Source organism: uncultured Chloroflexus sp., assembly GCF_937951745.1.
Taxonomy (GTDB): domain Bacteria; phylum Chloroflexota; class Chloroflexia; order Chloroflexales; family Chloroflexaceae; genus Chloroflexus.
Window position 1 is genome coordinate 116,455 of sequence record NZ_CALFBQ010000018.1, and the last position, 25,268, is coordinate 141,722.

18 protein-coding genes and 1 other annotated feature are annotated in these 25,268 nt (G+C 59.6%); of the genes, 5 read left to right on the forward strand and 13 right to left on the reverse strand.

Annotated features, from left to right (window positions below; genetic code table 11):
• Positions 1–148: 148 nt before the first annotated feature.
• The 7 genes from Q1A59_RS05900 to Q1A59_RS05930 form a co-directional block, all read right to left on the reverse strand.
• Entirely contained in the window at positions 149–889 is a 741-nt protein-coding gene (locus Q1A59_RS05900; protein WP_299644322.1) for a hypothetical protein, read from the reverse strand.
• A 37-nt stretch (positions 890–926) separates the two neighbouring features.
• Positions 927–4,127 carry an isoleucine--tRNA ligase gene (gene ileS / locus Q1A59_RS05905; RefSeq protein ID WP_299644325.1) on the reverse strand — a complete coding sequence of 1,067 codons (3,201 nt, stop codon included), beginning with the start codon at positions 4,125–4,127 and terminating at the stop codon, positions 927–929.
• 41 nt (positions 4,128–4,168) lie between these two features.
• Positions 4,169–4,438, reverse strand: a binding site (T-box leader).
• An 82-nt stretch (positions 4,439–4,520) separates the two neighbouring features.
• Positions 4,521–6,224, reverse strand: coding sequence for a glycosyl hydrolase (locus Q1A59_RS05910; RefSeq protein ID WP_299644337.1), 1,704 nt, complete (start codon positions 6,222–6,224; stop codon positions 4,521–4,523).
• Positions 6,225–6,303: 79 nt separating this feature from the next.
• Positions 6,304–6,852, reverse strand: a complete 549-nt coding sequence (locus tag Q1A59_RS05915) for a GNAT family N-acetyltransferase (protein ID WP_298404959.1) — start codon at positions 6,850–6,852, stop codon at positions 6,304–6,306.
• Between the two features lie 70 nt (positions 6,853–6,922).
• Positions 6,923–12,097: an Ig-like domain-containing alpha-2-macroglobulin family protein gene (locus tag Q1A59_RS05920; RefSeq protein ID WP_299644328.1), complete on the reverse strand. Its 5,175-nt coding sequence runs from the start codon at positions 12,095–12,097 to the stop codon at positions 6,923–6,925.
• A 276-nt stretch (positions 12,098–12,373) separates the two neighbouring features.
• Positions 12,374–13,378 (reverse strand): homoserine kinase, encoded by a 1,005-nt coding sequence (locus Q1A59_RS05925; RefSeq protein WP_298404965.1) that lies wholly within the window; start codon positions 13,376–13,378, stop codon positions 12,374–12,376.
• 260 nt (positions 13,379–13,638) lie between these two features.
• The gene (locus Q1A59_RS05930) at positions 13,639–13,815 is read right to left on the reverse strand and encodes a hypothetical protein (RefSeq protein ID WP_298404968.1); all 177 of its coding nucleotides are present in this window, start codon (positions 13,813–13,815) and stop codon (positions 13,639–13,641) included.
• A gap of 345 nt (positions 13,816–14,160) precedes the next feature.
• On the opposite strand from Q1A59_RS05930, the gene sfsA reads away from it, so the two are divergent.
• Positions 14,161–14,943, forward strand: coding sequence for a DNA/RNA nuclease SfsA (sfsA, locus tag Q1A59_RS05935; protein WP_298404971.1), 783 nt, complete (start codon positions 14,161–14,163; stop codon positions 14,941–14,943).
• 10 nt (positions 14,944–14,953) lie between these two features.
• Here sfsA and Q1A59_RS05940 read toward each other — a convergent pair whose 3' ends face one another.
• The 4 genes from Q1A59_RS05940 to Q1A59_RS05955 all read right to left on the reverse strand — a co-directional run bounded on the left by Q1A59_RS05940 (position 14,954) and on the right by Q1A59_RS05955 (position 17,848).
• Entirely contained in the window at positions 14,954–15,373 is a 420-nt protein-coding gene (locus tag Q1A59_RS05940) for an SGNH/GDSL hydrolase family protein (RefSeq protein WP_366949931.1), read from the reverse strand.
• Positions 15,259–15,546, reverse strand: coding sequence for a hypothetical protein (locus Q1A59_RS05945; protein ID WP_298404974.1), 288 nt, complete (start codon positions 15,544–15,546; stop codon positions 15,259–15,261). The genes Q1A59_RS05940 and Q1A59_RS05945 overlap by 115 nt, the downstream gene beginning before the upstream one ends.
• 148 nt (positions 15,547–15,694) lie before the next feature.
• Positions 15,695–16,906, reverse strand: coding sequence for an MFS transporter (locus Q1A59_RS05950; RefSeq protein WP_298404977.1), 1,212 nt, complete (start codon positions 16,904–16,906; stop codon positions 15,695–15,697).
• Positions 16,907–16,924: 18 nt separating this feature from the next.
• The gene (locus Q1A59_RS05955; protein WP_298404979.1) at positions 16,925–17,848 is read right to left on the reverse strand and encodes an LLM class F420-dependent oxidoreductase; all 924 of its coding nucleotides are present in this window, start codon (positions 17,846–17,848) and stop codon (positions 16,925–16,927) included.
• A 108-nt stretch (positions 17,849–17,956) separates the two neighbouring features.
• Between Q1A59_RS05955 and Q1A59_RS05960 the strand changes: the two genes are divergently transcribed.
• The 3 genes from Q1A59_RS05960 to Q1A59_RS05970 are packed head-to-tail and all read left to right on the forward strand — an operon-like array spanning position 17,957 to position 20,326.
• The gene (locus Q1A59_RS05960) at positions 17,957–18,367 is read left to right on the forward strand and encodes a gamma-glutamylcyclotransferase (protein WP_298404982.1); all 411 of its coding nucleotides are present in this window, start codon (positions 17,957–17,959) and stop codon (positions 18,365–18,367) included.
• 22 nt (positions 18,368–18,389) lie between these two features.
• On the forward strand, positions 18,390–19,283 hold the full coding sequence (locus Q1A59_RS05965; protein WP_298404985.1) for a carbon-nitrogen hydrolase: 894 nt from the start codon (positions 18,390–18,392) through the stop codon (positions 19,281–19,283).
• Positions 19,283–20,326 carry an agmatine/peptidylarginine deiminase gene (locus tag Q1A59_RS05970; protein ID WP_298404987.1) on the forward strand — a complete coding sequence of 348 codons (1,044 nt, stop codon included), beginning with the start codon at positions 19,283–19,285 and terminating at the stop codon, positions 20,324–20,326. The genes Q1A59_RS05965 and Q1A59_RS05970 overlap by 1 nt, the downstream gene beginning before the upstream one ends.
• 148 nt (positions 20,327–20,474) lie before the next feature.
• Here Q1A59_RS05970 and Q1A59_RS05975 read toward each other — a convergent pair whose 3' ends face one another.
• Positions 20,475–21,836: a DUF1501 domain-containing protein gene (locus tag Q1A59_RS05975; RefSeq protein ID WP_298404989.1), complete on the reverse strand. Its 1,362-nt coding sequence runs from the start codon at positions 21,834–21,836 to the stop codon at positions 20,475–20,477.
• A 29-nt stretch (positions 21,837–21,865) separates the two neighbouring features.
• Complete coding sequence (locus tag Q1A59_RS05980; RefSeq protein WP_298404992.1) at positions 21,866–23,662, reverse strand: DUF1800 domain-containing protein; 1,797 nt, start codon at positions 23,660–23,662, stop codon at positions 21,866–21,868.
• 168 nt (positions 23,663–23,830) lie between these two features.
• Between Q1A59_RS05980 and Q1A59_RS05985 the strand changes: the two genes are divergently transcribed.
• A complete protein-coding gene (locus tag Q1A59_RS05985) occupies positions 23,831–24,982 on the forward strand; it encodes an FAD-dependent monooxygenase (protein WP_298404995.1) in 1,152 nt (383 codons plus the stop codon).
• Positions 24,983–25,268 lie beyond the last annotated feature (286 nt).

Below are 25,268 nucleotides of genomic sequence, written 5' to 3' on the forward strand. Positions count from 1 at the left end.
CATATAGCGTAGTAGAGACGTAGCATTGCTACGTCTCTAGGTCGGGGCACGGCATGCGGTGCCCGTACCACATGGGCACGGGGGAGGGGAACGGCGGGAGGCACGCCACGGTGGGTACAGCGGGTCATCCTACGGGGCGCATGGTGTGTCACACCACGCCGTGGCTGAGCACGACCTCTAACCACTGTGCGTCGTCGCACGGCTGCAACCCCCACCACAACCGTCCGGTTGGCCGCACAACCGCGTACTGGTTGTCGATCCAGATCACGATGCTCAGTGGGCCGCGTGGTGAGGGAGCGTGCAAAATAGGTGTGCCGTCAACACGCAAGACGCTTTCTTTGGTGCCCCAGTGGATTTCGTAGTCGTGCCATTGGGTGAGATCAACGGGTACGAGGGCTTCGGCGATACCAGCGGCGTGCTGGATGCGTGGCCACAGTCGGCGGTAGAGTGGCGGTAGGTTGAGGAGCGGCACAATGATCGGCGCGATCGGTAGCCACGCTAGCGCCGCCAAACGCCCGGTGTCAACCGTCGCTGCTTTCCAGCCGTGGCCGGGAATGTTCATCGCGAGTGGCATGTCGTGTGGTGGTGCGCCGAAGAAGAACCAGACTGCTTGCGGCATACGCGGCGGCCATGCCCATGGGTAGTTCCATAGGCCAAAGCCGGCAGTACCGATGAGGCGATCTGCCCGATGCGACATCCGCGCACGAAGGCACAAGGTGTACGGTGCGTGTAACGCGCGTGGCGGGCCGGGCCGCCGGCCCAAGTCGTCGAGTTGGGCGTTGCGGTAGTGGTCGGCGGGGCCGGGTGGACGGATGAGACGCAAACCGGTGGCGGTTTGTATGACTCCGGCTCCGCCGCTGCACCGTGGTTTGAGGTGCAATTCGCGCATAGTGCTGAATTCGGTAGAGACGTTGCAATGCAAGTCGCTACCGCGCAACGACAATCCCCACGGTCACCGTGCCGTCGCCGAATTCGTTGGTCTCGGTGTAGGCGTCGTCCGGCGGCGTACCAATGTCTAACGCGACGGCAAGAGTCTCGTTTTTGACATAATCGCCGTATTTCGCCAGTGTCGCCGTTAGCAGATCGGCTTCGTCGGCACTGGTGAGGAAGAGGTGGATGCGATCACTGATCGCTAGTCCGGCGCTCTTACGGGCTTCTTGGATGTAGCGCACGAGATCGCGAGCCGCGCCTTCGAGCCGCAGTTCTTCCGTCACCGTCGTGTTCAACGCCACCAGCATGCCATCGGCCTCAGCTACCGCATAGCCTTCTGGCGCGCTACTCTCGACCAGCACCTCTTCGGCCAGCAACTCGATCTCTTGGCCATCAACCGGCAGGCGCACCGGCTGGCCGGCTTCCACCGCCTGCGCCGCTGCGCGCGCGGTATCGCCGCTCAAATCGCGCAGCGCCGCTGTCAGCGCCGGTACCAGCTTGCCAAACTTCTTGCCGACGAGGCGGAGGTTCGGTTTCAGGCGGTACTCGACCACGGCGCTATTGGCGTCGAGGTAACGCACCGCTTTGACGTTCAGCTCATCGCGCAGCTCGGCCTCGAAGCGGCGCACGCCATTGAGTAGCGCCGGCGTGCTGGCCCGCAGCCAGAGTTCACTCAGCGGTTGGCGCACCTTCAGGTTAGCCTGCTTGCGCGCTGCCCGTCCTAGCGAAACCGCGGTCAGCAAGGCTTCGGTGTCGGCGACCAGTTGATCGTCGAGCAAGGCACGATCCACGTGCGGCCAGCGCGCCAAGTGAACGCTCTCTGGCGCGCTGGCGTCGTGTTCGGCGACCAGATTACGATAGATCACTTCGCTAACGAACGGGGTGAACGGCGCAGCCAACTTCGCCACCGTTACCAGACAGGTGTAGAGCGTCTGATAGGCGGCCTCTTTATCGGCGTCGCTTTCGCTCTTCCAGAACCGGCGGCGATTGCGGCGCACGTACCAGTTCGACAGCTCATCAACGAAATGCTCGATCGCGTTGGCGGCGGTATAGACATCGTACTCCTCGAACGCATCGGTCACGTTTTGCACGAGCTGGTTGAGCGCCGCTAGCGCCCAGCGGTCGATCGGCTGTACTTCAGCGGTGCGCCCGCTGTTGGGTTGCCACTGGTCGAGATTGGCATACGTGACGAAGAAGGCATACGTGTTCCAGAGTGTGAGCAGGAACTTGCGCATGCTCTCGCTGACCAGATCCATGCTAAAGCGGCGGGCATTGCCGGGAGGCGCAGCGGTGAACAGGTACCAGCGCAAAGCATCGACGCCGTAGGCGTTGATCACCTCTTGCGGCTCGATCACGTTGCCCCGGCTCTTACTCATCTTTTGGCCGTCTTTGTCGAGAATGTGACCGAGACAGATCACGTTCTTGAACGCTGGCCGGTCAAAGAGCAGGGTGCTTACTGCGTGCAAGGTGTAGAACCAGCCGCGCGTTTGGTCAACCGCCTCGCAGATGTAGTCGGCGGGATGGGCCATCTCGAACACGTCGCGATTCTCGAACGGATAGTGCCACTGGGCCACCGGCATTGAACCGCTGTCGAACCAGCAGTCGGCCACATCGGGGATCCGGCGCATCAAGCCATGGTTAGGGTCTTCCCAGACCACTTCGTCGATATAGGGCCGGTGCAGGTCGATATCGCGCAGCGAGCGGCCAACCTTTTCTTCTAGCTCGGCCAGCGAACCGATGCAGACCATGTGCGAGCCGTCGGCATTCGTCCAGATTGGGATCGGCGTGCCCCAATACCGCTCGCGGCTGATGGCCCAGTCGATGTTGTTTTCCAGCCAGTTGCCGAAGCGGCCATCACGGATATGTTCGGGCACCCAGTGGATCTGCTGGTTGTTGGCGACGAGATCGGCCTTAAAGGCAGTGGTGCGGATGTACCACGAACGCTTGGCGTAGTACAGCAACGGCGTGCTGCAACGCCAGCAGAAGGGATAGTAGTGGCGCACGCGCCCGCTGCGCAAGAGCAGGCCACGCGATTTGAGGTTGCGGGTGATGTCGGGATCGGCCTCTTTGAAGAATTTGCCGGCGAAGCCCAATTCGGCAAATTCGGGCAACACGCGGCCATCCAACCCCACCGAGAAGAGGGTGGGTAGGCCATGCTTGCGCCCGACTTCAAGATCGCCGTAGGCTGGCGCGATATGGACAATGCCGGTGCCATCGTCGAGACTGACAATCTCATCGGCGATCACGCGGTAGGCCGTCTCCCAATCGACCGTATCGCCGGTGCCGGGTACGCCGCGGAAGAGCGGTTCGTAGCGGAGGCCGACCAGATCGTTGCCACGGAACCGGCGCAGCACCGTAAAGCTCTCGGCAGGCAAGACCTGATCGACCAGCGCTGCCGCCATCACTAGCCGTTCACCGTTGTGCTCGACTTCAACATACTCGGCGTCGTGCTTCACGGCCAGCGCCACGTTGGCCGGCAACGTCCATGGGGTTGTTGTCCACGCCACCAGAAAGGCATCATTGAGCGTACCGTCAACCGCCGGCGGCGGTGCGGTTGTTCCCTTCACGCGGAACTTGATATAGACGCTCGGATCATCGACATCATCGCGCGCACCGAGGCTCACCTCGTGGTCGCTGAGGCTGGTGCCGCAGCGCGGGCAGTGCATCGTCACCTTGTAATCGCGGAAGAGCAAGCCACGATCCCACAACTGGCGGAAGATCCACCATGTCGACTCGATATAGTCGTTCTCGTAGGTGATATATGCGTCTTCGCTGAGCCAGAACGCGATGCGCTTGGTAAATGCCTTCCACTCTTGGATATACTCCCAGACGCTTTCGCGGCAGAGACGATTAAATTCAGCGATGCCAAACCGCTCGATGTCGGGCTTGCCGCTGAACCCAAGCTTCTTCTCGATCTCGATCTCAACCGGCAGGCCGTGGGTGTCCCATCCCTCCCGGCGACCAATAATGCGATAGCCCTGCATCGAGCGATAGCGTAAGATCACATCTTTGAAGCTGCGCGAGATGGTATGGTGTAAACCGGGGCGGCCATTCGCGGTCGGCGGCCCCTCGTAGAAGACGAACGGCTTCTCGCCAGCGGTCAACGACTTGGCGACAATGTCATTGGCCTCCCACCACGCCAGCACATCCTCTTCGAGTTGGGGGAACTTGACATTCGGATCAACCGGTTTAAACATGCAACCTCCGTGCGCGTCAATGTAAAAAAGCCTCATCCCCGAAAGGGGACGAGGCTGATTAACCCCGCGGTACCACCCCATTTCGACGGCGCACACAATCGAGCGCGCGTCGCACTCAGTGAGCGTCAAGTAACGCTCTGCCCCGCTAACGGTGGGCATTCCGGGCGCGGCTACTGCGCGTGTCGATTAACCACGCGGTTCACCTGCCAGCTCAGGGGTGATTTTCACTGCCACCGGTTCCACCCGGCTTCCACCATCCCGGGCTCGCTGGCGGGCAAGCGGCAGCTACTCTTCCCCGTCATTGCCATTGAGCAACAGTATACGTCGGGACGTGCGCCGCGTCAAGGCGCACAGCCGTCCTCTTTCACCAACGAATGATTGCAGGCTCTAGCGCTACACGGCTGGGCGGCTTAAACAACAAAGAGAAAATGAATGACGGGGGAGGGGCCGGGGGTGGGGGGAAGACCCCTCTTGCCCCCTCACCCCCCTAGCCCTCCTCTCCCACGAGGGGAGAGGGGGGATACATCCTTCCCCCCTGCATAGGGGAGGGGCCGGGGGTGGGGGATGCACCCCTTGCCCCCCTATGATCGCATTGATCCACCCAATACGAATCTCTCCCATCCCGCTCCACCGGTCGTATTCATCATCGATCACTACCGCGTGTAAGGTCAACGGCCAATCAGGTCGCCCATTGCCGCTGCCGGCGATCCGTTCGTACTGCGCCGGACGGCGACTGAGCGGTGTGATGAGAGTCTGCCATGCTGGGGGGCCAACCACGCCGGCGGTCACACTGAACACTTCGCCTTCACGGTCGCACAGCCAGAGCCGCAGCCGGTGGCCGTTGCCGTCGCCGTAGAGCTGGATGACCAGCGCAGTTGTTTCAGCGGGTAAGGGGATGGGTTCGCTGAGTTCAAACGCGACATAATCATTCTCGCGGGTCGTGAAGCGGTAGGTGAGGCGAAGGAAGCCAGCAGTGCGCTGGAGTGAGCCGTTGGGTTGGGCCGGTCGTTGCCATTGGATTGACTGGGTACCGTCGAGTAATCGTGTTGCGTTGGTTGGGTGCGCTGTGGGTAATGTAAGGGTCGTTGTCAAGTGGCGCATCGCCTCCGCCACCGGCTTAGGATGGCTAAAATCGGCCCGCCCGCTACCATACGCAAACAAGCCGTAAGGATTGTGCGGATCGTCTTTGAGCATATACCAAAAGACGTGACTGATGCCGCCTTGCCAGAGGGCGCGATAGGCGCGGGCAAGGTAGTCTGCCTGTTGGTCGGCATTGGTCAAACCAAGTGCGTCGCGGTCACCGGGGCCACTGGCCCATCCCACCTCAGTGGCCCAGATCGGCTTGGGGCCGTAGCGAGCCGCCACTGCCCGTACCCCATCGGCGGCGGCGATCAGGTTGCCCTCCTCTGGGTTGAGTGGATCGACGTAGGGGTGAATGGCGATAACATCAAAGGTATTCCAGCCGCCATGTTCAGCGATGGTACGCAGAAAAGCGGTATCGAACGGGTTGATTCCGCCGAGTACGATAATGGCGGTGGGGTCAATCGCGCGAATTGCCTGAGCCGTTTTGATCAAGAGTTGGGTGTAGCGGGCCGGGTCAGGGGCTGGCCGCCAGAAGAGTGTCTGATCCGGTTCGTTCCAGATTTGCCAGTGCTTGACGAGATGGTGATAGCGTGTGACCACCGCTTCGGCATAAGCGACAAACGCTGCTTCATCAGGCGGCGCGAACGAAATCAGGTTGGGATGATCGGTAGGGTCGGGTGTGGCCCAACCCACTGCCGGCCCCAGCACGCCAAGCACCTGCAAGCGCTGCCGGTGTAAGGCATAGAGGGCAGCATCGGTGAAGACCCAATCCCAGACGCCGGGTTGGGGTTGGATGCGGTGCCAATGTAAGTCTTCGCGCACCCATTGCACGCCGAGATCGGCGACAATCGCCGCCGGGATAGGCATAGTTGCCGCGTCGGGATAGCGGGTGGCGAGATGGCTGTTGATCCCGATTGCCAGTGGCCCAGTTGGCGTGCGTACTGCAATCGGCGCCGTGATCAACCAGCGCGGGGCCGGCGCATCCCCGGCCAATATCCCCGCCACGACGATCATGATCACGATAACGCAATATCGTACAGATGCATCACCGTGCGTCTTGGTTGGAGACACACCGCCGTGCGTCTCTCCCATTTCACCATTCCACTGCATAGACCTGATGTTCCACCCACCCCAACCCAATCCGCCGCCAGCACGTCACCCCTGCCAACGGCTGAAATCCGCACCTTTCAGCCAGCCGGCAGGCAGCCGTATGCGCCGGTGCGATCAATGCCTCTAACCGGCGCAGGCCTAATGTGGTGTTGCTAAATCCGATCACGGCGGTTAAAGCCTCGCGCATATACCCTTTCCGGCTCGAACGCTCTTCCATCCGGCATTCGATGATCGCTGTGTGGCGTATCGTTCGTTCAATGTTGTCGATCCAGATATCACCGCAAATCCGCTCGAGCGGGTCATCGCGCCGCACCAAGAACAGGCGTAGGCTGTGCCCGGCGTAGCGGGCCTCTTCTTCTGCCGCCAACCGGCGACGCTGGCCTTGCAAGGTGAAAAAGTCATCGGGCGGTATCGGCAACCAATCTTCGCCGAACGTCCATGCGCGGCGAAAGTATCCCCGCACCGCTTCATTGTCACGTGGCGCCATGACCCGCAGCCAGAGCCGTTCGGTGGTAAGGATGGTCGTGTTCATTTCATCACGCTTCCCGCACTCGCGGGGTTATGCCTGCAGTGCGGCAGGGTGCGTCGCTCGCGATGCCCGCTTACCGGATCATTGGTTCAATCGTGATAGTCTCTTGCGCGAACACTACGACTGGCGCAACATCGCTGCCCGGCGCCGTGATCACCACCGGTGGGATCGCAAAGACTCCCGCTGTGGTCGTTTGCGCAGTGATCGTTACGCGATAGACGCCGGGGTCGAGATAAGCCCCGCCGATCTGCACCTGTCGCCATTCGCGGTCAATCTGTTGGTAGGTGAAACCCTCTCCAGCATTAATTTTGACCGGCATAAGCCCGGCTGGCAGCGGAATGGCAGCCTCTAACCGGAAGATGGGCTTGCTCACGATTAGCAGCAGCTCAATGTCAACTGGTTGATCAATGATGTTTGGCTCCGTTGCAGTTCGATACCATAGCCGTACTCGCACCTCTCCCGGCTGGCCGGCGCTGCTAACTGAGTTGCGCGTGGCAATCAGCGCCGTGCCATTAGTTGGCTCAACGCGGAACGTGCCACCATCAAGCCGGAACCGTTCGACGCCGCTGATTGGCCGTTCGGCAGTGAGATGAGCAGTATTGTGCGTTACCCTCACGCTGGTGTCACTGGTGAGTAAGGTTGGGCCGAGCGCCAGCGCCACCCGTGCCGCTTCGTAGGGTGTTGACCAGCCGTCTCCTTGCCAGTGCCGCAAGAGCGCTGTGCGCCACGTGGATAACCGCGGGTCAGCCGGACGTTCAGCGGCTAACGCTTGCACCACAGTGGCGCTTACCGCCAGTGCACTGGGTGGCATCCCGTCTGCGCCGGCCCACGGCAAGCCGCTGCTCGCCGTGTTCCAGAACGGCGCAAGAAGCGCGTTCCGCCCACTCGTGGCGCGCAACGCAGTGAAGGCGCGTCCGGCAGGGCCGGCGCCGGCAGGGAGGGCTGGCTGCCCTGTTTCTTCACCATGGATTGACATGACATAATCAGAATACGCTTGCGCATCAGCGGGTTGGGCTAGTCGGTGCCGGCGCAAGTACGCCAGCGCCGGTTCGCTCAGCTCGCGCAACCGGGTTGCGGGTTCGGTTTGACCAATCGCCTCAAGCACAAAGGTCGTCACAAACGGGTCTGAGCTGTTACCCGGCCACCAACTCCACCCGCCATCGCTGTTGTGCAGTGCGTGCAGTTGGGTAAGCGCGCTGTCGATCAGCGTGCGCCACTCATCCGCTTCCGCATTGGTGGGCGCTGTGCGTTCCAGTGTGCGGCCAATGATCACTGCCGCAGCCAGCGCCTCAGCCGTTAGCGGCGTCGTTTGCAACAGTCGTTGCGCCTGATCGGCTAAGGCTGCCCGTGCGCTAGCCGCGATAACCACTTCGTTGTCGCCGTCAGGCAGGGTGAGCTCAATGGCGCTAGCTGTCACCCGTGTTTGCACCGTCACTGGTAGCTGCGCCTCTCGTCGCACTGGCACGGCGTATTCAATGGGCGGCAGGCTGACAGTATCAATTACTTCGTAGCGCAACCCAATGATCGAAGCATGCGCTTGCGCTTGCACCCGCCAGAGCACCGGCGCTGTTGCGCCAGCCGGCACGCGCACGATTTGCTCGAACGGATCGAGCAACACGCCGCCGCTGAGCCATAGCCGTGCGCGGATCGTGCGCTCTTGCCCATCAACGTTCCGCAGTATCAAGGTCGCAATCGCGGTATCGGCTGGCCGCAATACTGGTAACGGCGTCGCAATCGCCTCCACCGGCTGGCTGGTATCGATCAACGTGCTAGCGCTGCTAGCGATGCCGGCAGGATCGATCGCTATCACCTCAAGTCGCCAGCGGCCCTGCTGGTTGGGTAGGCGCACGGTGATTTCGTGTTGGTTGTTGGAAGATTGCACGCCAGCAAGGACATTGATACCGGGTAAGCTACCGGGTGTCCCCAGTGCCGGTTGCCCCGGCAAGAGCACTCTATTCCAGCGATCCAGACTCGCTGGCGGTGCGTGAATAGGCGTCAGCGTCACCAGTAGATCATCGGTAGCCGCCGTGACCGTCAGGGGGATGGTCGCGCCGGGCAAGACTTCGCGCTGGTTGAGGTTGATGACCGGCGCTGGCGGCGGGTCGATCTGGATCGTGGTTGCGGTCGTCCAAACACGCACGCCGTCATCGATCAGGGCGGTGATCGCCGTAACCGGCGCCATCTCAGCGCTGATCGGTATGATCATGATATTGCCGGGGCGGACATTCTCTTGCCTGACCAGCGCGTTTTCGCCTTGCCCCACGATCACCAGCGCAGTTCCGCCGCCGCTTGGCCCGGTAAGCAAAAGGCGGGCGACGTCGCCAGCGGTATAGGCTGGACGATCAGCAATGATTCGCGGTTCAGCGGTGCCGATGCTCGATCCTGCTACCCACAGCTCTTTGCGGGTGAGAGCTGTTCCGGCCCGCGCCGTGAGTTCATACCGGCCCGGTGCTAAGGTGACAAGTTCGGTAGTAGCCTGCCCATCGGCTCCAGTGCGTACCCGGCGGATCAGCAGCGGCGGTTCGGCAGCGTTGCGCCGGAGGTCGATTTCGATTAGGGTATTGGTGATAGGTTGCCCATCAGCCGCACGTAACGTTGCCGTTACGCTTGCCCGTTCGTTGCGCTCGATCACAGCGGGCATCGTGATCGCTAAGCGGGGACTGCGCGGCGTGATCACCCCCTCGGTTATGCGTTCGATTTGCTCGCCGTCCTGCAATTGCACGATGAGGTGAAGGGTGTAGCGGAGCGGGCGCAGCAGATTCTCGTCAGCCGGCAAGCTAATCACGGCTCTCCCGCTCGGATCGGTCACCGCACTGGCTTGGGTTTCACTGGTTGCACCGATAACTTCACCATCTACTCCATCAAGTTCCACCGTCGCTAACGTCGCAATCCGTAACGTCCAACTCACCACCGCACCGCTGACAGGCAGATCGGCGCGGGTGACATCAACCGCCAATCCTGCCGGACGGATCGGGATCACTCGTGCAGTGGCGCCGGTCGCCGGCACACTCACCCTGATCGGGATAGCGTATGTCGAATCGCCAACGAATACGCGCACGGTGTACAAACCGGGTACCGTGCGGGCATTGAGTTGAAGACTGCCATTCAACCTTCCATTCTCGCTCACTGTGCAGACCACGGCACGCGGCTCTCCGAGCACGTTCTGGCCGTCGAGTTGGAGGTCGCACGTGCTGGCAGCCGGCAAGTCTAGCCGGCCATCAGCTTGCCGTTCGCGCACCACACCGCTAATGCGCACGGTTCCCCCCGGACGGTAGCTGAGCCGGTCAGACGTTATCAAGGCTTGGGTGCGTGGTTGGAGGATGGTGGTGATGTCTTGGCGGGCAAGGGCGATCCCGTTGCTTTCGGCAAGCGCAATCAGAGTACGGGCCGGCGCATTAGTGCTCACCAATCCTAGCTCGTCTACCTTGATCCGCCAAAGACCTTGCTCGTTGCTGCTGCCGCGGGCGAGCATCGTTTCACCGGCATAGATACTCACCGCAACATTGCTCACCGGTGCGCCATTGCCACTGCTTGTCACCCAGAGCAACACCTCATTGCCGTTAGGCAACATTGTCAAGTGCAGTGCCGAAATCAGGATTAACCGGTCAACGCGCAATCCACTGCTGGCGGTCAAGCGCAGATAGTACGCACCCGTCGGCAGCGGGTCGCCGGCGCTGTTGGCGACCAGCGGCAGCAGACTGCGCATAACGGTGTCGGGCGGGTCATAGAAGGTCTCTCGCCATGCCCGCACGAGCGGCTGACCATAGCGTTCGGGCACGAAACTAGGCCATTCGGTTGGCCGGAGCGAGATCGCGCGCACCAGCGTCGTCGCATCGAGTTGGTAGAGCTGTGCGTCAACCGCGCTCACGTTCATCCGCTCTAACGTCACTGCCGGCTGCGCGTCGGCAGGAAAACTCACAATCGAATCGCTCGTGATGTGCAACCGTGGTGGCGCGCTCGCCGTGCGGATAGCAAGGGAAACTTCTTCGTTAAGCGGTACGCCGCTGCGATCGCGGGTGCCGGCAGCAACGGTGATCGTATAGGTGGTTGCTGCCTGCAATGCAGGCCGGAGATTGACGCGATTCTCGTCAACCTGTAGCTCAATCTCAGTTACCGGCGGGTCAAAGCGTAATCCTGATCGCAGCTCGGCTTCATCCATCGGTGTGCTAAAAATCAACCGAATCTCTTGTCCCGGTGCTAGTGTTTGTCCTTGTCCCGGAAACGAGGCGATCAGCGCCGGTTCAGGTTCTACAGTGAAGCGCCATTCTGCCAGTGGTTGGCTGGCGGATGGCGGTTGGATGCGTACTTGATAGGTTTGGCCGGGAGTCCAGCCGTGGTACGGCGTGAACGTGACCGTATGCTTGCTATCAATGGTGGCGCTGCTAAAATCGCCGCTGATTGCCGGCGTGATCGTCAAGGCGGTGCTAAGCAGCCGGGTATCAATTGGCGCATCAAAGACCAGTGTCAGCGGCTGTTGCGGATTCACCCACCGTTCGCTGGGTGGCGGGGTTTGCGCGATCAACGCCGGCCAAGGCGTGACAAATTGCCACCGGAACGGCTGGCCGAGTTCGATGCCGCGCGCATCGCGTAGATGAGCGTCAAGGGTGAGGGTGTAGGTCGTCGCTGCGGTGAACGCGATCGATGGCGGCAATAGGAGAGTCTGCGGATCGAGCCACTGCCCTTCCAGCGGCCACGGTGGCGTCAGTTGTACGTGCGACAGCGAGGCAGGTTGGCCAACGGCGCTCGTGGCGACCATCGGCTGGCTAAAGATGAGAGCGATCGGCGCGTCGCGCGAGCGCGGTGCCAGCGCAGCGGCGACCGTAGGTTGCGCAGCAGTAGTGAATGCAACGTCGAGGGGTTGCGCTAATGGTCGCCACCACCGGCTTTCTGCGCTAGCCATGACCTGCACGCGATAGGTTGTGGCTGGTTGCAAGGGTTGCGCCGGCACAAACCGCAACACTTGCATATCATCCGACCACTCAAACGATCCCGCCAACGGCGGATCGATCCGCAGCGCGCGCACGACCGTAAAGGGGTTCATCGGCGTGCTAAATGCAAGCGTGATCGTGCTGCGTGGTGGCACCGCTTGGCTCTGCGGCAAGGGATCGCGTAATTCTACCGTTGGCGCTTCAACCCACGGTGATAATGGCACTAGCCAGCGTATCGATAGCCCGCCGAGCAAGCTCACGACTACACCGGCCAGCATAATTGTCCAGAGATGGGCCAAAACGCGCATCCAACGCTGCATGCGTATTCTCATGCCGGATATTGTGGGTAATGTGCCATACCGTTATACCCTGCCGCGATGGTAGTGACGGATAGCGGTGTCGTTCTGTTATTGCGAGCGCAGGTCTTGGCAAAGTTACGCATTGTCTAGTCTACCCGCAGCAGTCGCAGTCGCTCGCGAAGACGAGGAATAGCCGCGTGCGCTTATTACATGCTGTGCCGAAAGCCGGCCAAGCGACAAGCGCCTCGTTTGTTGTCATGCTCATGGCCTGCGCTACGCAAGCCATTAGGAACAAACTTAGTATACCATCGCTGCGGCGAGAACATGCTCACGGTGGCGATCCATCCATTCCGACAACCACTGTCCCTGTCCCAACAGCTCAAGATGGTAATCTGGCTCGGCATCTGGTGTGCTTAGGGTACGGCGCAGATTGCCTTGCAGCCAAATCACTTCCAGTATCGCCGGCAGCGCCTGCGCCTCACTCTTCGACAAAGGTGCAATCGCATTATACGCACTCAGGAAGAGTTGCACCCGCTCAAGATCAAGCGGTGCGCGATAAACTCCCCACATTGACCAATTGGGCGGCGGTGGACCAACCGCCATGTCAACCAGCCCATCAGCCACATCAACGAGCCGCGCGTCGATGCCGATCTGGTCGTAATCAATGAGTGCCGCCACTGCATCGCCACGGAAAATAAGATTGTCACGGTGAATGTCGCCGTGAATGAGCAGGTGCGGCAGCTTGGCGTAGGCTTCATCACTCAATTGCCGGCGCAACTCGGCGATTCGCCGTTCGTACCAATGGAGCGTAACGGTCAGGTCTCCTAACAGATCACGGGTAATGAGGCGTTCGGTTAAACTGCTCAAGCTCGATGGCAAATAGCGTGGCGGTGGGGGTGGGGGCGGATCGGGGAAGCCGGTCACGGCCCGGTGATAGCTGGCCAACACCCGGCCAATGTCGCTCAGTTGGCGTGGACGGCTCGGATTGAACTCGTCGCCAATGATAAACACACTCAGCTCGTACACCCGATCGTTGAGGATCACAACCGTATCGCCGTTGCGCGCCGGCAAGACGCGCGGCGCCGGGAAGCCGCGCTGGCGCAGCCAATCAAGCAGACGGTGGCGTAACTTGATGGCTTGAAACCCAATGTGGCGCCGGTTGCGCCGGATGACAAACCGGCCAACCGTGGTCTCTATGAAGGCCGTTTCGTTGATCGCGCCATGGCTGGCCGGACGGCTCGACCGTAGCTCGCCGACATCGTAGTATGCCAGTGCGCGGGCAATGTCATCATGGGTCAGCATTGAGTATCCTCGTAGCCATGCTTCCTCCCCAATTGTACCATCAGCAGTATCGGCCCTCGTAAGGCCGCTTTACGCTCTTGCGCCTGAATTACAATCGTTTGCTAGCGTCACCGAAAGCGTGAGTAGTTACCTACTATGGCTGATCGAACTTTCAATATCAACTTGTCGTGTGTATCACGGCAACGCCTAGTAACTGAGTTGTTGATTATAACGATGGTTGCCATCGTTGGCGTACTTTGGTTGTTTAGCTCGATCTGGAGTCAATTCACTTCAGTTCCAGCAGCCGGGTATCGTAACCAGCCGCCGTTAGACGATCCTTGGCAGAATGTCTGGATAGTGTGGTGGACGGCGCGGGTGGTGATGAGCCGGTAATTCCACTTCTTTTCGGCCTGATTGCCGAATGGCCCGGTGTGCAAGCCGGCCAGCGTCCGAACCATTTCATCATCTTAGCCGCTTGAGATGGTAGTATTGCAACCTTCAACGACCCTCTTCGGGCAAGGCGCGGCAACATCTCCGCTAGCTACTCCTGAACCACGCATCTATTCAGTCGTCGTGACCTTACCTCACGGCCATTCGGTCTTGGTGCTAGTAGCCGATCCGATGTTACAGGTTCCTTCCGAAAAGCGTACTGCGGTGGAGTGGGGCGTTCGTTGCACCTGATTAGGTGTCATGCTGACGGCGATGCGAGATCGTTTTACCCTGTCGCTGCTGCTTGTCAACGACTTTAAGTGCTCTGGTGGATAATGTATTGGCTCATTAACTCCGTATGCTATACTAATGCAATGAATACTGAGCAACATGCCAGCTCCCATATCCACCCCACCGTGCGGGTGCCCCTCTCGACCGGCGCGCCGCTGGTCGAGGCAACCTTTGCTGCCCGTTCCGGCCAGTTTTTGATTGAGGCGCAGATGGGTGGCCGGATGGTACGCGCCCATCTCGCCGATCGCGGTCGTTTGGTTGATATGCTCGTGCCCGGCGCACGTTTGTTGCTCGCCCCGCGTGAAGAAGTTGGTCGCAAAACGGCGTTTCAGGTGGTAGCGGTCTATCAAGGGCACGATTTAGTGTCGCTCGATACCCACTTGCCCAACCGGCTCGTCGCCGCCGCGTTGTCTTTAGGTGCATTGCCGCAGTTTGCTCGCTATTCCCGCGTGCAACGCGAAGTTCAGCTTGGCCCGCACCGGATCGATTTTCGTCTTAGTGAAGGGCTTGATAGCTGCTGGCTGGAAGTTAAATCGGTGACGCGCTTGGTTGAGAATGTCGCCGTCTTTCCCGATGCTCCCACCGATCGCGGTAGCCATCATCTCGAACTATTGACCAATGCTGCGCGTAATGGCCAGCGCGCGGCGGTCGTGTTTATTATTCAACGTTCGCAAGGCGTTGCCTTTGCCCCTGACGAGACGATCGATCGCGCCTTTAGCCGCGCCTTACGCACTGCGCGCTCGATGGGGGTTGAGATGTATGCCTATGTTTGCCCCGTGAGTATGACTGGTGTGACCCTTGGCCACGAGGTGCCGATCTTTGCTTCGCTCGATGCGGTGCCGCTCGAATTACGGCGGAGGACGTGAGGTGATTTGCTTAATGCTGTAGCTGCGCTGCCAGTAGGTTGCCGAGCGCTTCGTTTAAGACTCGATAGCCTGCCGCATTGATATGCAGGAGATCGTCCCGGTATTGCTCAGCAACGAAACCGCTCTCATCAGCCAATATCGCTACACTATCGAAGATGACCACATTCGGTGCTGCTATGTGCCGGATCGTTCGATTCACTCGTTCAATCGCCGCCTGTATCTGCACCGTCGCCGGATCGAGGCGCTCGCAGGCGTTGAGACCAAGCCCAAAGATGGTTGTGAGAATCACTCGGCTGCCGTTGCTGCGCGCTTTGTTCACGATCGTGCCGAGATTGGCAATTGTGGTTTGTATGATGCGCTCTTCTGTGTGCCTAAACCCAGCCAGCGCTGTTCGATCATTGCCCCTACTTGGACAATCACGAGTTTGGATTTGAGCGGGCTAACGTCCAACCGGTAGCGGAAGCGCGCTTGGGTGCTAGTGAAGCCGGGGATGCCGCAGTTGGCGATGGCGAATCCCGCCGGCACCGGCCACGCCGCGGCCCGCGAGTCGCCAAACAAGACGATCTGCGCCGTGGTCGCCGGTTCGCCGCCGAACGTGGTCATACCCAATCAGTTGCGCCTCATAAGGTGAAAGAGCCGTTCATCGTGGCGCGACAGCGGGCGCGCCACTAAGCCGCCCAAACAGACGGCCCCCCGCTAGGGTGAGATCAATGATCCCAATCCGGCGCACTCCGACGTAACCTCCTCCCCGCTAATCTGCCGGTGCTAATCGCCGCTCTTCCGCCGGTAAGCGCGCCGCGCCGATGCAAATCGCGATGCACGCTGCGCTGCTGACGAAAAAGGCGCTGCCGAACCCAAACGGCCCCACCACTAACGCTCCGATCAAAGGTGCTACGGCCCGCGCTGCCGAGACGATCGAACTGTCAAGGCCATAGACCGCCCCTTCGCTGCCGCTAGCGGTGTAACGCCCCAACAGCGCGCTCAGCGAGGGGGTGATCCCGCCAATCGCGGCCCCACTCAGCGCCTGCAACACCAACAGTTGCCAGACGTTCGTGACCAATCCTTGTGGGGCAAAGGCCAAACTAGCTAGCAACGCGCTACCCATCAACACCTGCCGATGCCCGATCCGGTCGCCGAGCCGGCCTAGCCAGATGGCGGTAGCTGTGCCTGCTGCCGACGAAACGCCGACAATCAGGCCCGTGAAGGCACTGACTGGCTCACCGGCGCTGAGTAGGCTAGCAATGAAGAGGGGCGCAAACGGGAGCAAGATGGTCTGCCCTAAGCTGCTCAGAAATCGCATCCCGTAAGCCGGCCCGATGCCGGGAGTGCGCGCTATTATCAGCCAGCTTTGCACCATGCTGGTTCGTTGTTGCTTCTGTCTCGTCGGCGCCTTCCCGCCCCCATGCACCCCTATCGTCACCAGCATCCCCGATGCGAGCAAAAGCACCGCCGTGGTGATGAATGTCGCCCGAAAACCGAGCGTCTCGGCCATAAGACCGCCAATCAGCGGCCCGGCAGCAGTGCCGCTCCACAAGCCCATCTGCAATGCCCCCATCGCAAAGCCCATTCGTTCGCGCGGGGTGACGGTCGCGACCAGCGCATTGGCTGCCGAAATGGTGCCGGTAATCATCCCTTGAATTGCGCGCAACAGCGTGAGTTCTTCCGCCGACCGGGCAAACCCCATGAGCAAAAGAATAATTGCGCCGCCGTACATCGCTCGCTCGACCATCAGTTTGTAGCCGAGCCGGTCGGCTAACGATCCCCAGATCGGCGCGGCAATCGCCATCGTCAGCGCCTGTAGCGAAAAGACTAACCCGGCCCAGAGGGCGACATCGCCAAACGTAGCTACGCCGAGATAGGCCACGTACAGCGGCAGAAAGGGAAAGATGATCGAAAAGCCGATCGCCGACAGAAATTGGGCGATGAACATAATCCAGAGCGTGGTTTGCCAACGTGTCTGCATGTTGTTACGCTGATATGTTTACGTTGTTTGCGGCCAGACCTGCGTTGCAAATGCTTCCAACCGGTCAAGATCATCCAAATCCAGCCACTGCACCATGATCCGCTCGACGCCGACCGCTGCGAAGGCGTGAATCTGCTCGGCAATCTCGCCAGCTGTGCCCACTAACATCCCGCGTTCACGCAGCGCGGCCCGGTCGCGTCCGGCCAGTAGCCGCTCGACTTCTGCGTCATCTCGCCCAAACACCGACCCGATCATCAACGACCGGCGGACTGCTGTACGTGGTCTACCAGTTGCGGTCAACAGTTCGTCAAGCTTAGCGTTGAGTTCGGCGAAGCGCGCTGGCGGCACGAAGACCGCGTTCCACTCATCGGCGTATTGGGCGGTGAGCGTAAGGGTGCGCTTTTCGCCGTTGCCCCCAATCACAATCGGCGGCCCTCCCGGACGTTGCGGGCGTGGGAGTAAGATCGCGTCGCGCAGTTGGTAGTATTCGCCGATCCACGTTACCGGCGTGTCGCTGCGTAACAGGCGTGTAACCACCTCTAGCCCTTCGGCGAAACGTTGGAATCGTTCCTTAACCGGCAGTAAGTCAAAGCCAAACATTGTGTGTTCGCGCTCTTGCCATCCCGCTCCCAAGCCGAGCTGGAGCCTGCCGCCAGACAGATCATCAACCGCTGCCGCCATTCGCGCCGTGAGCGCCGGGTGGCGAAACGAGACCGGCGAGACCAGCGGCCCGAATTCGATCCGTTTGGTGTGTGAAGCCAGCCATGCCAGCGAGATCCACAGTTCGAGCGATTCTTTTTCCGGCGGATTGGCGTTGGTAAAGTGATCGGATCGGTAAAGGCCGGCAAAGCCAAGATCTTCGGCGGCTTGCGCCAATCGCTGCCAGCGCGGCCACGTCAGCCCGTTTTGGCCTTCGATCATGAGAGCGATTTCAATCGGCATGCATGCGCTCCTCGTTGGGGCATAGCAACGCTATGTCCGTACAATGATGGTATAGTATCAGGGTGCCGCATAGCGGCGTCGTTGTTAGTATACCGCGAAAAATAGTTGATGCGTCCATTTTTTGTCTACGGAACGTTAAAGCGAGGTCATGCAAACTATGCCCGTTTGTTGGCCGGGCAGACGGTGAGCGAGGAGCCGGCTTGGTTGCCCGGTGCTGCGCTTTATACCGCCGGCCCGTACCCGTTTCTCGTTCGAGCGGTTGATCTGGTGCCGCCGGGTTCGACCGTTTTCGGTGAGCTGATGGAAGTGGCGCCAGCTCGGTATCAGCCGGTCTTGGCGCTGCTCGATGAGTTAGAGGATTGTATGCCCGCTCGCGCCGGCAATCTCTACGAGCGGGTTGTCATAACAGTGCAGACGGCTAACGGCCCGCGCGAGGCGTGGGTTTATGTCGCTGGGGCTGGCGCCGAAGAAGCGATCCGGCAAGGGCGACTACGGTTGATTGACGGCGGTGTGTGGTGAGATGCCCTGAAGGAGAGATGAGATGGCGCAACGCATTGTTCATGTCGGTTTGGTGCAGATGCGCTGCACCGCCGACCCGGAAGCTAATATGGCTACGGCAGAAGCCGGTATCCGTGCTGCTGCTGCTCAAGGTGCGCAGATTGTCTGTCTGCCCGAGTTGTTCCGTTCGCTCTACTTTTGCCAGAGCGAAGACCACGCTTATTTCGCGCTGGCCGAACCGGTACCCGGCCCTAGTACCGAGCGTCTCAGCAAGCTGGCGGCTGAGTTGGGTGTGGTGATTGTCGCGAGCCTGTTTGAGAAGCGAGCCGAAGGTCTCTATCACAACACGGCGGCGGTGATCGACGCCGACGGCCGCTATTTGGGGAAGTATCGCAAGATGCACATCCCCGATGATCCGCTCTTCTACGAGAAATTTTACTTTACGCCGGGTGATTTGGGGTTCAAGGTGTTCAAGACTCGCTATGCACGCATTGGTGTGCTCATTTGCTGGGATCAGTGGTACCCCGAAGCCGCCCGGCTCACCGCGCTGCGTGGCGCTGACATTCTCTGTTACCCGACCGCGATTGGCTGGCATCCCGCTGAAAAAGCCGAATACGGCGTTGCCCAACATCAGAGCTGGGAGACCATCCAGCGTTCGCATGGGATTGCCAACGGTTGCTATGTGGTGAGTATCAACCGCACCGGCCACGAAGGCGATCCGTCTGGCGGGATCGAGTTTTGGGGCCAGAGCTTTATCTCCGACCCGTCGGGTATGATCATTGCCCGCGCCCCGGTTGACGAGCCAGCCGTGCTGGTTGCGCCAACCGATCTAGGCAAGATCGATGTGCAACGCACCCATTGGCCATTTCTGCGCGATCGTCGGATCGATGCCTATGGCGAGATTACCCGCCGCTATATTGATGAGGAGGAGGTGTGATGGCGACTCCTGCCGAACTTGGATATTTCATGCCTGCCGAATGGGAGCCGCATCAGGCGACGTGGCTGTCGTGGCCGCATAAAGAGGCGAGCTGGCCGGGGATTATTGAGCGAATCTGGCCAGTTTATGCTCGCTTTGTTGCCGAGGTAGCTCGCGGCGAAACAGTGCATCTCAATGTCAACGATGCCGCAATGGCAGCGCAGGCCCGTGCCTTTTTAGCCGAAGCTGGAGCAAGTGGCGATATTCGCCTGCACGAGTTTCCCACCAACGACGCATGGTGTCGTGACCACGGCGCAATCTTTGTGGTGCGCGACGGTCCGAACGGACGTGAGTTGGCCGCGACCGATTGGGAGTTTAATGCGTGGGGCGAGAAGTATCCGCCCTACGATCTCGATAACCAGATTCCGGCCCGCATGGCCGAATACCTCGGCGTGCCGCGCTTCCGTGGCGAGATGGTGCTTGAAGGCGGTTCGATCGATGTCGATGGTAAGGGGTTGTTGCTGACCTCTGAGCAATGCTTGCTTAACCCCAACCGCAACCCGCACCTCGACCGGGCCGCGATCGAGCAGCGCCTGCGTGAGATGCTCGGCGTGCATACGATTCTCTGGCTCGGCGAGGGTATTGTTGGCGATGACACCGATGGCCACATTGACGACATCGCCCGTTTCGTCGCACCGAGCACTGTCGTCGCCGCGGTCGAAGAGGATCCCAGCGACGAAAACTACCATGCTTTGCAAGACAATCTCCGTCGCCTGCAACTCATGCGCGACGCCGCCGGCAAGCCGCTCACGGTGCTGACCATCCCAATGCCGCCGCCGGTGGTTTTTCAAGGCCAGCGTCTGCCGGCCTCGTATGCCAATTTTTACCTTGCGAACCATGCAGTGATCGTACCGATCTTTAACCATCCCAATGACCAGCGCGCTTGTGAGGTGTTGCAGCGCTGCTTCCCCGATCGGCGCGTGGTAGGTATCGACGCTACCGATGTCATTTGGGGATTGGGTTCGTGGCACTGCCTCAGCCAGCAGGTGCCGGCAACTCGCTAGCGTAGCGTGTGACAGCTCAACGTGTGCTCAATCCTTGCGCATCGCCGCTTTTCTGCATTATTGCGCGCCGCCGTAGGCGGCGAAGCAATTCCCCGCGAGCACGAGCAGGGGGGCTATCCGCAAGGCCGGCGCAAGAGGAGGAGTGTACTCACCGACACTGCTGAATCACCGGTACGAACACGCGATGCTCGGCGTTAGCCAACCCTGCTTCTTCCGCTGAGAGCACCGGCGGCAAATCCGCGCCCCGGACAATGCCTAGCGGCGTGTACGACCCTAAGCCGGGAAAGATAGTTCCCAGCCTAGGATTGCCCAACCGGCGGATCAAGATCTCGCTCAGTACCTGCCGGAAGTCGGTCGTAATCTGCAAATCTTGCCGTTTATCAAGTTGATCGGGATGCAACCCCGGCCACGTGCCGTACACTTTTCTCCCGTTCACATTCCCGCCCAGTACCATCATCACATTCCCATGCCCGTGATCAGTGCCGTTCGACTGGTTACGGCCCAGTCGGCGGCCAAATTCACTCAAAACCACAATCGTCAGACGCGAATGGTAGTTTGCCAGATCATTGTAGAACGCGCCTAACCCTTGTGAGAGGATGCCGAGCCGGTCAGACAAATAACCACTGCCATCGCTATTCGCCTGCGCTTCGTGGGTATCCCAGCCGCCGAAGTCAATCGTTGCCACTTGCAAGCCGATCTCAGCCTTGATCAACTGGGCAACCGTCTTCAGCGCATCGCCAAAGGTTCCCGATGGATAGTTGCTTGGATTATAGCTGCCCATACTTCTCATAAGATCGATCACCTGCGTCACCCGCCGACCAGCCGGGGCGAGCGGATTGATCGCGCTGCGACTGTACATCTCGCGCAACGTGGTCAGAAAGGGATAATTATCTTCGGGGCGGTTGTAGCGCCAGTACGTGCTCACATTGAAACTACTCGGCGATGTCATCGCGACTGCCGCAGTATAATTGAGCAACGAAGCCGGGGTTGCGGTATTGGCTGCCACTGCCGGCAGCAAACTGCTCGTTCCGCCTTGTGATTGCAAGTGGCGCGTAATCCAGCCGCTGCTGGTCGTCTTGTTGCCCGGCGTCCCGCGCTCGATATAGTCCATTGCATCAAAGTGGCTGCGGGTGTCGTCGGTGAGGCCGCAGGCGTGAATGAACGCGAGATGGCCGCTGTTGTAGAGATCGCGCAGATGGGGCATCTTGCTATTGAGGCCAAAGCTGTTTGTCTGATACGAAGGATTGTACGTGTCAATCCGCAACGGCGCATTGGCGCCGCTCAACGGTAGCGCGAGCGATCCGCGGGCTGTGCGATAATGGCTATCGTCGTAGGGGCTAAGCAAGCTGAGACCATCGCAACCACCCCGCAAGAAGATCTGCACAAAGATCTCATTGGTCGCTTGCGGCTGGACCGGCTCGGCGAATGCCAAGTGACCGATCCGGGCAGCGGCCATGGCAGCGATTGCAGTGCTACAACCCATCAGAAACTCGCGGCGTGTCCATTGCATTGTTGTATTCTCCTTGGATTGGGCGTTACTTATCGCAGCCAGAACTCAGGACTCATCGCCAACAATTGCACCATCGCCTTGATCCGATCACGCACTGCTTCCGTGCTGCCCCAATCGGGCGCGCCGCGCAACGGTTGCGGCGGCTGGTTTGGATCGCCGCCTTGGGCGAGGAAGTTGATCAGTAGGGTGCGCAGATCGCCGGTTGGTGTGTAGGTCAGCATCCGCTGGAGCCAAAAATCAACAATCCCGGCGCACGACAGGCCGGCAGGGGTTTGGCCGACGATGTCAATGCCAACATTCCCGCCCCACGATTGGGAGATGGTGTAAAAGCAATTCCACGATCGCAGCAGCGCGTTAGTGTTGGCCCAATACTCAGCCCGATCGGGATGGCCGGTCGGCGTATCCCACCCAAACAGGCGGTGACCAGTCTGATCGACGTTCCAGAACAGACGCTGCCAATAGTTGCCTTCGGTCGCATTCCCGTTAACCGAAGCGACATCACTAGGCAGATTGGCATTCGTGGCCCGCAAAAAGGCCCAGATCGATTCGAGCGGACGGCGCATTTTGTGCCCAAAGATATTCTTTGCTTGGGGTGATAACAAAATCGTCTCCACCACGCGCCGGATCTGGTCGGGCGAATCGCGGTGTTGCATCCAGACAGTATAAGCAGCGTTGATGAGCACCTCAGGTGGGTCGTCAGCAACCAAGCGCTGGCAGAGCTTTTTGCACAGATGACGGCCTGTGCCGGGGTGGCGGGCAACGAGGCGCAACACCTCCTCGCCATCGCGTTGCGCGCCGTTGTTGAAGGGGAAATTCGGTGCCGGCGGAATGCCCGGCAGCGGCGCCGGTGCGAGCACTGTTTTGGGAAAGTTGTCGTGCCACGCTTCCATCAGATAAAATGCCCCAGTGTTTGGTCTCCCATCACGCCCGTTGGCGATTGTCCAACCGGTGAGGCAACGTGATGCTTCGTAGACGTCGTAATCGATGTACGCCGCGGCAAACCGTTCGCTACCGTACTCGACGACCGGGATGTTCTCGCGTTGGTCATAGAACTTGAGATAATGCTCACTGCCGAGCGTATGTAGCTCGAACAGTTCGCGGGCAAAGTTCTCATTGCCACCTTCGCCGCCGCCTGCTTTGTTGCTAACGTTGTTGAGGTAGTACATCATCGCCACGCTCTTCGTTACCTCGAGCAACAGTGTGTGAAAGTTGCCGAGCGCGTGCGTGCGTATGATCCGGTCATAATCTGGCCACGTCGCCGCAATCCGTGAATCGGCGTCGGCCCGCACATTGAAGTGGTTGTGCCAGAAATCGACCATCACCTCGAAGAGCTGCCGCCGGCTATATACTGCCCGAATCCACGTAGCAACCCGTACTTCGTCATATGGCCGCATCCGTTCCGCCCAAGCCAAGTCAGGAATGACGCGATGTTGCCAGAGCCATTCACGTGAGGCATTAAGCAAATTGAGCGAACGGATTTCATTCATCGTCTGATTGTTGTACGTGTAGCGGATTTTGAGTTGGGTTGCGGCGAGCCGGTTGGCGCAGGGGGTGTCATCAATCGCCGCGGGGTTCAGTTGCTGGCGTACCCAATTGTCAAACCGCTCTTCGTCATTGCTTCCCGGAGTGGCCTCGTACATCGCTATGAGTTCAGGACTAGGGCCGAACGCTAAGCGCCGCATCGCAACTGCGCGTAGCGAGGGTGGAGCGTTATAGCAGGCGGCGACAGGGGTGGCTGGAGCTCCGATAGCGGCAAAACCGCCGGCGGCTAACCCTGTAATCAGCAGAGCGCCGCTTTCGAGAAGATCTCGTCGGGTGAGTTCCATGCAAGGGTGTTCCTGATGAAGCTAACTTGATAATGAAAATAGCGCATTGGTCGAAGATCTCAGCCAAACGCGATAACTTTTATCTGCGCTCAGCAGAGATAACCTCTTGACCTGACAATAATGTAATCTTGATCCAAAAACTATGGAATCACCTGAAGGTACTATTTCGTGCGAAAGGTCAATACTGTGCAGATTGCAATTGTCGGGGGCGGGATTGGTGGGCTGACCGCAGCGATCGCATTACAGCAGCGCGGTTTCTCGGTACGGGTGTACGAGGCTGCGGCGTCATGGCAACCTGTTGGCAAGGGCATCTGGTTGCCTACGAATGCGTTGCGGGCGCTTGATCGACTAGGTTTAAGCGTGCCGCTTATGAGCTGCGGTTGGGCGTTGGCCAAGATTGAAATACTCGATTGCCGTGATGGTTTGCTACAGCAAGTAGACCTGCGCTTGATCGCCGAGCGGCTAGGATATACCACTCTTTCGATCCGGCGGGCCGATTTGCATCACGTCTTGTGCGATCATCTACTGCCTGAAACCTGCCAGCTTGATCACCGATGTACTGGTTTTACCCAAGACGAGCAGCGCGTAACTATGCACTTTGCCGATGGTTCCGAAACGGTTGCTGATTTGCTGATCGGGGCTGACGGCCTGCATTCGATCATTCGCCAAACGCTCTTTCCCGGCATTGCTGTGCGCTATAGCGGGCAGACGTGTCTGCGCGGCATCGCCTCGTTCACATTGCCGCCACCCTTAGCTCATACCTGTCAAGAATGGTGGGATGGCGAGCACAGGTTTGGTTTTTCAGCGATTGATGAGCGCCATGTGTACTGGTTTGCGCCTCTGCTTGCGCCGGCGGGAGGAAATGAAACCCTAGCAACGCTTCAGTTAGCGAAACGTTATGCTACATTTCCCCAACCAGTGCCAACGTTGCTTCAACATACGCCGCCTGCCGAGATCATCCTCACCGATCTCTACGAATTGCCGCCGCTGCCGAGTTGGTGGCAACGGCGAGTGGTATTGCTTGGCGATGCTGCCCATGCAATGATGCCAAATCTTGGTCAGGGCGGTGCGCAGGCGATTGAAGATGCCATTGTGTTGGCTGATTGTTTAAGTAAGCTGCCCTTATTTGAAACGTTGCACGCTTATGAACAAACGCGCCGGCCCCGTGTTGAGCGCATTGCCCGCGCTGCGCGTCTGTTCAGCCAGATCGCGCATATCCGTTCAGGCTACTTACAATGGCTACGAAATAGGATAGTACGACTAATGCCTGCTTGGTTGAGCCAACGCCAGCTCAATTGGCTCTATCAGTTTCGTGAATGAACGTTCTCAACGTTGCGCTATCAAATAGTGCATCGTGCGCATTGTAGAAGGCGACAGTTCACTCCTGCACGCCATAGCTGAAAAGTATAGTGCTCGCGTATGTGTCGTGGCGTGCTGTACGTACCCAAGCCAAAGAGCACCGCATCCGGCGCGCGAGCAAAAAACCCCACACCCCCCAGCAGTGAGCTAGGGGGTGTGGGGTTTAGCACCTGAACAGGCACGCGTGGTGATGAACCGCGCCGTAGCACGTGAGCAGTGAGTGGGATTGCTCCCTAGAAAGGAGGTG